The organism is Curtobacterium sp. PhB136, assembly GCF_004346855.1.
In the GTDB taxonomy this organism is placed as follows: Bacteria; Actinomycetota; Actinomycetes; order Actinomycetales; family Microbacteriaceae; genus Curtobacterium.
Genome location: NZ_SMGH01000012.1, coordinates 88,478 through 99,147 on the forward strand (window position 1 = coordinate 88,478; position 10,670 = coordinate 99,147).

The 10,670-nt window shown below is 66.9% G+C and carries 9 protein-coding genes; 1 reads left to right on the plus strand and 8 read right to left on the minus strand.

All coding sequences use genetic code 11. The features are described from left to right. The first annotated feature begins 14 nt into the window (after positions 1–14). Positions 15–845 carry a nucleotidyl transferase AbiEii/AbiGii toxin family protein gene (locus EDF27_RS19415; protein ID WP_165931588.1) on the plus strand — a complete coding sequence of 277 codons (831 nt, stop codon included), beginning with the start codon at positions 15–17 and terminating at the stop codon, positions 843–845. A 567-nt stretch (positions 846–1,412) separates the two neighbouring features. Here the strand turns inward: EDF27_RS19415 and EDF27_RS19420 are convergent. From EDF27_RS19420 to EDF27_RS19460, 8 genes are all read right to left on the minus strand, one after another. Next, complete coding sequence (locus tag EDF27_RS19420) at positions 1,413–2,849, minus strand: ThiF family adenylyltransferase (RefSeq protein ID WP_165931589.1); 1,437 nt, start codon at positions 2,847–2,849, stop codon at positions 1,413–1,415. 20 nt (positions 2,850–2,869) lie between these two features. Further along, positions 2,870–3,271 carry a hypothetical protein gene (locus tag EDF27_RS19425; protein ID WP_132050672.1) on the minus strand — a complete coding sequence of 134 codons (402 nt, stop codon included), beginning with the start codon at positions 3,269–3,271 and terminating at the stop codon, positions 2,870–2,872. Then, positions 3,268–3,915, minus strand: coding sequence for a multiubiquitin domain-containing protein (locus tag EDF27_RS19430; protein ID WP_132050674.1), 648 nt, complete (start codon positions 3,913–3,915; stop codon positions 3,268–3,270). Before EDF27_RS19430 ends, EDF27_RS19425 begins: the two co-directional genes overlap by 4 nt. A gap of 91 nt (positions 3,916–4,006) precedes the next feature. Then, entirely contained in the window at positions 4,007–5,041 is a 1,035-nt protein-coding gene (locus tag EDF27_RS19990; protein ID WP_207909670.1) for an ImmA/IrrE family metallo-endopeptidase, read from the minus strand. 1 nt (position 5,042) lies between these two features. Further along, complete coding sequence (locus tag EDF27_RS19445) at positions 5,043–5,810, minus strand: hypothetical protein (protein WP_207909671.1); 768 nt, start codon at positions 5,808–5,810, stop codon at positions 5,043–5,045. A gap of 142 nt (positions 5,811–5,952) precedes the next feature. Next, positions 5,953–6,924, minus strand: coding sequence for a hypothetical protein (locus EDF27_RS19995; protein ID WP_207909672.1), 972 nt, complete (start codon positions 6,922–6,924; stop codon positions 5,953–5,955). Positions 6,925–6,938: 14 nt separating this feature from the next. Then, positions 6,939–9,323, minus strand: a complete 2,385-nt coding sequence (locus EDF27_RS19455; RefSeq protein ID WP_132050678.1) for a S8 family peptidase — start codon at positions 9,321–9,323, stop codon at positions 6,939–6,941. Next, entirely contained in the window at positions 9,316–10,440 is a 1,125-nt protein-coding gene (locus EDF27_RS19460) for an ATP-binding protein (RefSeq protein WP_132050680.1), read from the minus strand. The genes EDF27_RS19455 and EDF27_RS19460 overlap by 8 nt, the downstream gene beginning before the upstream one ends. Positions 10,441–10,670: the final 230 nt, after the last annotated feature.

The window sequence follows — 10,670 nt, forward strand, 5'->3', positions numbered from 1 at the left end:
CAGGCAAGTCCGGCGTGCTCGCCGCCGACCTCGTACAACTGCTGTTGTTCGATCGGCTCCTCGCACGCGTTTTTGCCGCGCCCGACGCTCCGTTCGTGCTCAAGGGCGGTACTCGCATGCTCGCGTTCATCCCTCAAGCCCGAGCGACGGTGGACATCGACCTCGAAGCGGCATACGTCGACGTCAACGTCGCGATTGATCGACTCGTCGAGCTCGTGAGCGTCGACATCGGTGACCGCCTTCGGTTCACCTTGCAGAAACAGGTCAGGACGCAGGCCAGCAACGATCAGCCGCACGTGTCGATGGTCACGCTGAGTTTCCAAGCAGTCGGCATCCCGCAACGAGTGAAGATCGACCTAGCTATCCACGACCGGGCGGGCGCAGCTACCGTCCGCGCGATCCCCAAGTTCCGCGTACCTCTCGGCCGCGACGTCCCATCACCTGAGTACGTCATGATCGCCGTGGAGCAACAGATCGCCGATAAGGTCGCGGCGATGATGGAACGTCGCCACGGGGATGGCAACGGCGACGGGCGTTCTTCGCGAGCGAAGGACCTCGTTGACCTCGCTCTCATCGCCCAGCACCTGACCGTCGATTCCGCGCTGCTTCGGGACGCGCTCTTCACCCAGATCCAGGAACGCCAGCTGGACCCGTTCACCGAAGTGGATGCGTCCCCAGCGATCCAACGCGGCTATGCAACGGCCGCGCGGAAGGCCCGAGGGCTGACGTTGACCTGGCAGGAATCTGAGGCGCTCACCAACCGCCTGATCACACCCGTCCTAAGCGGCCAGCTCATGGCCGGCCGGTGGGACCCTGCTGCAGGTGCATGGATCTCAGACGACTGACGGCGAAAGGGCGTCCATCCGGTAGGGGAGGGCCTCCCGTCGTTTCAGCGTCATGACCTGGTCGTCAGATTTCTGGGGAGTACCAGAGTGCCCGATTGGTCCGCGGCATGGATGGCGGCCGCGATGAGCTCGTCGGTGGCCTTCGACACCGTTGCAGCCGTGATCTGTTCGAGGAAGCCTACGAGCACCCTCCGGAGGTTGCCCGGACCGGTACCGCTGTAGCCGTGGGTGAACTTTCCGGGGGCAGGGGGTCCTTGAAGAGGCCGAGCGGTAGCAGCGGCTTACCCGTCGGCCCTGCCAGATTACGAAGGCGACGGGCACGACGATGCCCAAGATGACGCCCCAGTCGTAGGTCTCGCCTTCCTGGATGCCGAAGACACCGCGCTGAGGGTCGAGCGTGCGGTCCACTCGAGGCAACCTGAGCGGAGCTGGCTCCCGGTGCAGCAGGATGCGGGCGCCCCTGGTCTTGTGGTTCAGGGTGTGTTTCCCGCGGCCCCCAGATGTGCGCCGGGATTGGGGGCGCTGACGCCACCAGGTGTCGGTTGCGGTTGACATGGGTCTTTCTGTTCAGCGATGGGCTGGTCGAGTGTTTCGGGGTGCTGTTGCGTGTTGCGCGAGGAGCGGGACGGCATCCCCGAGAGCGAACCGGCTTGGGCCGCAATGTGGGCAGTCCGGGTCCGTGACGGGTTCGAAGTCCACGGTCTCGTCAGTTCGGGGGTTGTACGACACCCAGTGGTCAGGGGTCACATCCGGTTCGGTGAGGCCGCCGATGCTCATGAGCCAGTCATCGACCGCGCGAGATGCGGCGACGGCGTTCAGTGTGATCACGCTTGGAGCGTGCACGTCGGCGTCGTCGACGTATCGCTGGCGGCGCCGCTGGATCTCGCTGGTGGCTTCCTCGGTGAGCCGCGATGCGGGAATGAGCCCGTTGCATCGCAGGCATCCGCTGCCTGGGCTGCTCATCCGTGAGACGGAGAAGATGTCGCTAACCCGTCCGTTGCTGGTGGACACCTTCGAACCGATCTGGGTGTTGGGGATCAGGTATTGGTGGGTGACCGAGTTCACGAGGCGGCGTGCGAGCGCGGAATCGGCGGCGAGGAAGATGTGGTCACAGTCGGTCAAGGCCGCGGCGACGTCGGCTTCGAGAACGGAGCGTGGGATCGTCGTGATCCGGGACGCCGGGGACGCCTCCCGGGCCACGCGTGCGGCGATGCGTACTTTCAGCGTCGACCATCGGGCCGCCACGGCGACGGCCCAGCGCGGCGCCCATGCAGGGAGGAGCGTTGCCGGGAGGTCCCGCCTGCGCGCGCCGACGACACGGGGCACGTTCGAGGTGTCCAAGCGGTCCGGATCGATCAGGATGATCTCGCCGACACCGAGCCTGGCGAGGTATTCGCTCACGAGCGATCCCGCTCCACCGACACCGACGACGGCAACCCGGGACGCAGCGAGGATCGCTTGGCCGCGGTCACCGAAAATCCGCGCTTGCCGGTCGTAGGCCGGGTCGGCGACTGCGATCGGTGTCGGCTCCGCGGTGAGATCCTGTTGCGGGCGTCCGACAACACGAAGATGGGTGAGCTCGTGTCGGCGCCCGTCGGCGGTCCAGATGTCACCGGCGACAGCGTCCGTGGCGAACACGAGCGCCCCCACGGGCGGGCCGTTGTTGATGCCGAGCAGCGCCGGGTACCCACGCTCGTGTGATGCCATGTCCGTGCCGGAGAAACCGACGCGATTGGTGCCACCGTGGTTGTGGACGGCAAGGTAGGCCAGCCCTTCCTCGGCGCACGCGTCGATGTTCTCTGCTGCGAACGCGGCGGTGAGTTTGCGGTAGCCGCGGTCTCCCGGGATGTAGTCCGTGCCGTCGACCGCCGGGACGACGGCACGGACGAGCAGCCGGATCCCGCGGCTGCTCGTCGCGATGCCGCACCGCAGCACGGCGCCGTGCTCGTCGCCATCGCCGGGGAACAGATGCGTGTGAAGCTCTTGCCAGTGCTTCTCGGTCATCACGACCGACCATGCGTTGTTCACTCGGTCTCCAGCCAACGCAGTACCTTCAGGACCTTGGTCGCGGCGGTGTCAACGGCCGGGTTCAGCCGGTTGCTGCGACGAGACAGCTGCGTGCCCGGCTCACCATGCGGACCCCACGTGACGTTCTGGAACGCGATCCCGTGGGCAGCGCCGTCTCCTCGGTGCAGATCCGGTCGGATGAACAGCGGGTACACGTCCGCCTCGGGGTAGGGGTAGGTGATTTGGAATGCGATCCAGGAGCGCTCTTCCTGGTAGGACGGGCCAAGCGGTACGGAATCGATACGCACCCACGCGCCGCCCTGGCCGTCGCTTTCGACGGTGACCGTCGCGTCCGGGAAGGTCTGTTCCAGCTCGTCGATCGCGTCGAGGATCGCGCTGCTGATGGTGACAGCGTTCACGAGTTGTCGTCCCCGTCGAGGGCCCGGAACTCGTCGCCGGCGTGGACGTGAAGGCGCTGGTCATCGCTAACGGTGCGGTACTTCTTGCCGTCCTTGATGGACAGGAGGAAGTCCGGCTGGATCGGAACACCCTGCGCGATTGCGGCCGCCTTGATCGACGCCCCGGTCTGTCGTGCTCCTCGCACCGCGACCGTGGCACGGTTCACGATGACGGGGATGTCGTGCATCGGGAGCGGGCTGGTGAAGAACCGGTCTCCCGCAGCGACCGGAATGATCTCGCCGGCACCGATCGGGTCATCGAGGGCGTCAGGGACGTCTCGCCAGATGCCGTGATCTTCGGGGACGGACGGTGTGGGAAGGTCACGCAGCTGCTGCTCCATCAGGGACGCTGAGTGCACCTCGTAGGGGACCTTGTCGATGAAGATCGTGCGGGGACGATCCGTGAAGAACCGCATGCCGTCGGTCAGGGCGAGGGTCTCCGCGTTGACGACGGGGTGGTCCTGCGCGTCGGGGACGTCGAGCCAGATGTGCTCGGCCGGCGGGGAGATCAGGTTCCGCAGCTCCTGTCCGGTGAGGTGGCGCTGGTGGATCTGGATCTGCTCGCCGTCGATGACGACGTTGGTCGTGTGCTGGGATGAGGCCACGGTGGGCTCCTCGTTTCTGTCCGCTGTGAGGAGGCGGTTGCCTGCTCACTGGTCAGAGACGGGACAGTCCCGAGATCGTCCAGCGTGGATGTCAGCTCAGGCAGTCGGCGCAGGTCATGGACCCGGCCGGGAACTGCGCAGACGCCTTCTCGAGGAAGCACTCGTTGCAGGTGCGCAGCGCCGCAGCGGTGCACCCGCAGTGCCCTGCGGGGCAGCGCGGGTGACGGCACCGACGACAGGTGAAGGTGGTCGTGAAGCGAACGCCGCAGTGTTCGCACTCTTCCCGCCGGTCGATGGTGCGCTCTGATGTGCCGTCGCGGGGCGGTGAGTACGACAACCAGGATGCGCCGTACTCCACCTGGACCAGGAAGAGGTGATCCCCCGACCAGGCTGCCTGGCCGTAGAGGCGGTTCGATGAGTGGCCGGTTCGGTACCAGATCTGCGCATCGTCGCGGGTGATCGCTCGAGAGGGGTCGCGGGCGTCCAACGCGGCGCGCACCAACGGGTTCTGCCGCTGGTCGCTGCCACGTGCAGGCGGGAACAGACCGCCACGTGCTGAGGCGAAGCTCACGGTGCCCGCGCCATCGAGAACGGCGACGACGCCTGGCGACTGCAGCGCCCCGGCCAGCCGAACGCAGATCGCCGCCCGGGACGCGTTCGACGAGTCGAACAGCTCGACCGCGCCAACTGCGGTGGGGCCGCGGAGCGGCGTGTGCAGCGCCACCAGGTCCGCGGGAAGAAGGATCCGCGCCGCGAACGCGTCGCAGCAGGCGTCCTCGAACTCCTCAGGGTGAGCGTGCTCAACCACGGTCGTACCGAGGCGCACATCAGTTTTCTGCAGGTGATGACCGAGCTCGTGGAGGGCGGTGAACTGCTGCCGGCGTCTCGACATCGACTCGGTCACGAGCAACGTCGGCGGCTCCCACCGGTACCCACCGGCTACGGAGCAGCCTTGCGTGTAGTCACGTGGCACGAGCTCCGGCACGACAGTCACTGTCAGATCTGTTCGCTGCCGCAGCTCCCGCATCGCGTCGAGAGTGAGCGCTTCGACCTCGCCGCCGCGGTCGCGCCACACCGTGAGCATCGCGTCCACCTGTGCGGAGACCGCGTCGAAGGTGCGTGGCACGTCATCGGCTCCGCAGGTTGCGAACGGTTTCCAACCGTTGCCGCCACAGCTCCCGGCCGGACCCCGTCTGACGGGCAGCAAGCTGGAACGCCTCATAGCCCAGACGTGTTCGTGCTGCAGCCTCGTCACCATTTACGGAGCGCTCGCGAACCATCAGCCGCCAGCGCGGCTCGTGCAGTTCTCGGTTGAGGTCCGCCGGCAACGGCAGTTGCGACGCTTCGATGGCGGTCTCCGTAACGCCCACCGCGGCCGCCAGCGCTCGGGTTTCATCGGCGGTGAGTTGTTCTTTGCCGAGACGGATTGCCATGGCCCTAGGCTGCGACACCTGCAGCGCCTGCATGATCGTCGGCAGGGCGATCGCTGCGATGTCGGCGGGTGGGCGCGAGTCTTCCTGGACGGTCAGCCGGGGCGCGTGTTGAAGGATCTCTGTTGCGTCCAAGAGCTCGTCGATTCCGAGCGCGGAACCGGACCCGAGCGGAGGATCAGCGGGTCCACGGCGCACGCCGCTGGCGCTATCGAGGACCGCCTCCGGGTGCTGAGCGGTGCGGAGGACGCGCAGCAGCGCCGGTTGCACCGTGGTGATGGTCGCGTCGAGTGCAGCGAACGGGATCCACGCCGCTTCGGTCGGCCAGACACTGATCGCACCGGTGAGGGGACTGGCGTCGGCATCGACAATAACGGCCCGGCTGTCGGCGACATTGGGTTCGAGGGTGGCGGGATACGCCCGGACCAGCGCGTTGGCGTCGTCGACTTGGTCGATGATGAGCATGGCGCTGGCGTCGTGCCAGTCCGCTTGCCGCAGCTGGCCGGCTTGCACACTGTCCGTCTGGGCGCTGCTGCGCAACATCGGTCCCCGTGACTTTGAGCTCACTGGGAACTGTTTCGCGAGCGCGAACCAGCGGTCTGCTGCCTCAGATGGCACGGGAGTCCTCCAAGTCGTCATACGGTGAAGACGGGACAGCTGCATCTTCGTCCAGCATCAGGCCAATCATGCCTTTCACCGCCGCCATCCCACGTTCGTCATCGCCCGCAAGCTCAATCAGCCGCGCCTGCAGCTGATTCTTCGCGGAATACGCGCTGCTGCGCCCGACTCCGAGGGCATGTGCGAGGGCGGCAATGTCGTCGCTGTGGCGGATAACGATCCGTTCCCGATCGGTCAGCGATTGCAAGAGCGTTTCGCCGCGGGCGGCTTCGTTGATCCGGTCAGCTGCGACATGTACAGCGTCCGGGTCTGCGGGGATCTCGTCGAGGTCAGCAGTATCCGGCCGTACGGCCGCGAGGTGCGCATCACCACTGAGCATCACGGATGGGAATCGATCCGCGCAGATCCGAGTGATGTCGCTGATGCTCAGCCGCCCAGCAACGTGCAGCAGCCGGCGGATGAGCTCTTCCAACTGCCCGGCGCGGCCGAGCGTAACCGGCCCGCCGCCTGCGGGGATGGTGACATCGACGGGTGCAGCGAGGGCGATCGCACGCAGCTGGTCGTGAGTGTGTGGCCGATCAGTGTCCTCTTCGCCCGCTTCATGCCAGTAGTGCGCCACCGAGGACCGAGCGAACAACAACGAGCGCTCGAGGCGTTTCTCCAGTCGGTTGCGCAGCGCTCCCCACGGCTGCTGCCGGACACGGTCAACAAGCCATCGTTCCGCCCATTTCCGCGTCAGACGGGTCGCGGCCGCATCATTGGGAGCCGCAGTGACGGCGTCGACGTAGCCGACGTTTTTGTCCTCGAAAAACCCGTTGACGAGGTCACCGACTTCGTCGGGCGGTACCAGCCCCGGGAAGCGGGGCACCTGGGCGGTGAAGACGGCGGTCATCATCTTGAAGGCTGCTGCACCGAGGTGTCCCAGCGCGGCCGCTTCGTCGCGGACCGTTGTCGTGTCCATGCGTCCGGTTCCGGTCAGTACCAAGTCGTCGGCCGAGCGCCCCTGAGCCGGACCCGCCCGCTGACGCGCTGCACCGGACGCAGTGCAGCGAACTGCGCGGTCACGGCGTCATAGAGCGCGCCGGTGTGCTCTGTGTCGGTGACGGAAATCAGGATGGCGAACGGCACGTCGGTCGGAGCCGCAGCGAGCGCACCGGCCCGGCGGGCGACGTAGCGGACTTCCAGGCGTGGGTCGTCGGCTTCGTCAGCGGCGAACGACACTCGATGGTGTCGCAGCGTCTCCCATTTCCCGGCGTCGCGCAGGTCCGCTTCGTCGCGGCTGGTCGAGCCGGTGAGGGTCTTGGTGACCGGCTCCTGGCTGGCGGTCCAGCCGCCGGTGAGCAGGGTTCGGGCGTCTGCCGATCGGAGGTCGACGTGTTGTGAGGGGGTTGTCGAGCCCGGCGGCGGCGAGAAGCGGAAGATGTTGCGGTTTGGCCGCAGGGTCAATTCCAGCGACGCTGACGTGTATTCGGTCGGTTGAGTCGGTTCGACCGGTGAGGCGTAGGCGAGGGTCACTATTATCTTCGCCGCGCCCGTGAAGCCGCGGGGCATTGGGACCTGGTAGCCGAGAATGTCGCCGCGGACGATCTGGTCGACGTAGAGGACGTGCACGTCGTCCGGGGTGCAGTCCAACGCATCAGCGAAGGACAGCGGGAGGCGTCCGAACCCGAACTCGTTCTGCTTGGCACGGTATGCGCGGTGCCGTTCGGCGAAGTGGACGGCGAAGGCGCGCATGACGCTGCTGTTGACGCGGGGGAGCCGCGTGGCGAGGTCGGCCAATGCGTGGGTGACCAGGGGTGCCGAGAAGCTGGTGCCGCTGGCTTCGAGGAATGAGCCGTCGGCGCGCAGCACGTCGAACATGCTTGAATCGACGCCACCGAACTGCACCCCAAGTGGTTGCACACGGTTTCCCGGGCGGCCTGGCCCCATCGACGAATACGGTGCCCGACCCCATGGGCGAAGCGGAGCTGGTGCGTCGCATGCACCGACGGAAACCGCGTTGGCCATGTCGGCGGGGACCTGCACTCGATGCAGTCCGGTTTGCTGGTCCTCACCGCCGTCGTTGCCGGCGGCGACGACGAACACGATGTCGCGTTCCCATGCGAGCTGGTCGAGTTCCGCGGTCCACCGATTCGGTTCCACGTCGTCTTCGACAGCCAGGGTGGGACCCAGGCTGAGGTTGACGAGTTTGTGGCGGTCGTTGGCGAGGGCTTCCTTGATCCGGTCGAGAATCCAGTAGCCGTCGAGGTCGCCCGGCACATACGGTGCGGGCATCACTCGGTAGCTCTCCACGGGAAGTGGCGGCTGCGGAGCCTGCTGGCCCTGACCCACTCGTCCGTAGAGGACAGCGCCGGTGACGCCGGTGCCATGCACGAGGTCGTCCGGGTCCGGAGGTTCGGGCGTCAGGTCGGTCCGGACGATGGGGAACAGGCCAGCGTGCGCCGGGTCGTCAATGCCGCCGTCGAACACGGCGATGGTGGTGACCTGGCCGACGGTGCCGGCTGCGGGCGGAGGGGACAGGCGCGCCCCGCTGCGCAACCCGAATCGTGGGCGAGGGCGGATTGCGGGCATCGGCCTGAGGACCCGGAGCGGGTTGAATCGTGCCAGGGCTTGCGCCGCGGCGCGTGGAGCACGGACGGGCAGGAACGTGAGGCCGCCGACTTGCCGAAGGAAGTCTCGGTGCACTGTCCCGTGGGATGCCTCGACGAGCGCGATCCACCGTTCCAAGCTGTCCTGATCGATCGGGACGGGCTCACCCGAGTGAACGGTGCGCGGATGCAGGACGGATTCCCACAGCATCTCGTCATCAGCGCCCGCTTCGATGTCCGCTGTGGGCGGTGTGCCCCGCAGCACGGTCGCGGCGTTGGGGGAGCTGACGTCTTCCAAGCGTCGGATCTGCGCGAACGCCTGCGCGGCGCTTCGGCCGCTGCCGCCGGTGTCGACGAGGTCCTCGAGCCGAGCCAGGCCGATCTCGTCGACGGCGAGGATCAGTCGGCGGGTTCCGCTTCGCTGAACCTTCGTCGCCGTCCTGAGCTCACCAGCGTCAGCGCGCGAGCCCACCGGCACGGCGCCGATGAACGCCAGCAGCGCTTCGGGTGAGTACGTCGGGGCGATGTAATTCGGGAGCAGCTTCGCTTCGATGTAGACGTGCGTCCCAGCTCGCAGCGTCCCCGGCAGGGCCGTCAGCGTGGAACGCATCGACCGAATCTGCGGCAGCAGCCATTCGCGTGCCTGCTCGGCGGTGAATGGTTCGTACTTCGGACCGCCACCCGAGGGCGCAGCCTCCACGTCGATGCGAAGTCCCTCACCGTTTAGCAGGAGTCTCCGTACCGTGTTGGTAGTCCCGGATGTGTCAGTCATCGAACGCCCCCGCGTGCCGTATCCCTGCCGCGACCGTCGGATGGCTCACCCCAGCGAGCCCAGCGATCCGACGATTCGACATGCCAATCTGTACATGTGCGTGCCGCCACACCTCGCCGCGCAGTGACGCCGTTGGAAACTGTGCCACACATTCCGCGGTAATCGCTTCGTCGAAGCTGATGTCGTTGAGCACGGCGCGTCGGCGGCAGCCCTCCCAGAACCGCATGATCACCGCATGGCTGGCACCCTCCCACAGTGCTGCAGTCAGGTTGAGTGTTGCCTCGCTCACACCGCACGTGTTTGCTTGCCGGAGCAGCGCTCGTCGCTCATTCTCATCCGGCAGCGGAAACTCGATGACCCTGTCGAACCGCCGATCGATCGCCGCGTCCAGAAGCTGCGGGTGGTTCGTCGCAGCGACCAGCAGGCTCGTCTCCGGCCACCGATCCAGTTCAACGAGGATGACGTTGACAATGCGCTTCAACTCGCCGATGTCGCTGTCATCGTCGCGGCGCTTCGCGACGGCATCGAATTCGTCGAGCAGCAGCACGCACGGGCCCGACTTTGCGTAGTCGAGGACGGATCGGATGTTCCGGCCCGAGCTGCCGAGGTAGCTGGAAACCACGGAGGCGAGATCCAAGGTGACCAGCGGCAGATCCAGGCGCTGTGCCAGCCAGCGACTCGCGAGCGTCTTCCCCACTCCCGGCGCACCAGAGAGCAACACGGTGCGGCTCAGGGAGATCCCCATCCGGGCGAGCTCGTCGGCACGCTTACGCTCGGCGACAAGCTCACGCAACTCCGCAGTGACCCGTGCGCTGACGATCAGCTCATCGCCGTCCGGGGACGAATCCACGTGGGCAAGTCGGTGCGATCCTTCCGCGTCCGCAGGGATCGCTCCGCTGTCAAACCGGAGACCAGTCGCAGGCTGCGACGCCGATAACGCTTTATGCACGGCCGCGCGGAACGCGTTCGCGTCCGGGACGCCATCCGGAACCGTGCGAATGAGCCGGCCGGCAAGCTGCCGCACACCCGCAGCGTGGCCGCCAGCACCGACCCGGACCAGGTCGATGACGGACTGCTCGAGATCAGCGTGGTAAGTCCGGTCCTTGCTGGGGCTCATTTTACCACCCTAGCGGCGAGGAGTGACAGCACAGGGGATTGGGCACCACGCCCGCTCGCGCGGTGGGTCCTGCTTCTTCCTCTATGCGCGGCGCGGTCGTCCCCGCGCCCTGCAGTACCCATGTGCCCGGGGTGGGTCGACCCGTGTGCGTACGAGCCCGCCGGCCCGTCCTGCGGTGCCGCTGCGCGCGTCGTCCTGCCTCGCCCTGCTTCGGGTGTCGGGAGTTCGGG

Coding starts and splice junctions, on each gene's coding strand:
- EDF27_RS19420 (WP_165931589.1), bottom strand. CDS start 2,849: ATGACCGAGAAGCACTGGCAAGAGCTTCACACGCATCTGTTCCCCGGC.
- EDF27_RS19445 (WP_207909671.1), bottom strand. CDS start 5,810: ATGCTCATCATCGACCAAGTCGACGACGCCAACGCGCTGGTCCGGGCG.
- EDF27_RS19995 (WP_207909672.1), bottom strand. CDS start 6,924: ATGGACACGACAACGGTCCGCGACGAAGCGGCCGCGCTGGGACACCTC.
- EDF27_RS19455 (WP_132050678.1), bottom strand. CDS start 9,323: ATGACTGACACATCCGGGACTACCAACACGGTACGGAGACTCCTGCTA.
- EDF27_RS19460 (WP_132050680.1), bottom strand. CDS start 10,440: ATGAGCCCCAGCAAGGACCGGACTTACCACGCTGATCTCGAGCAGTCC.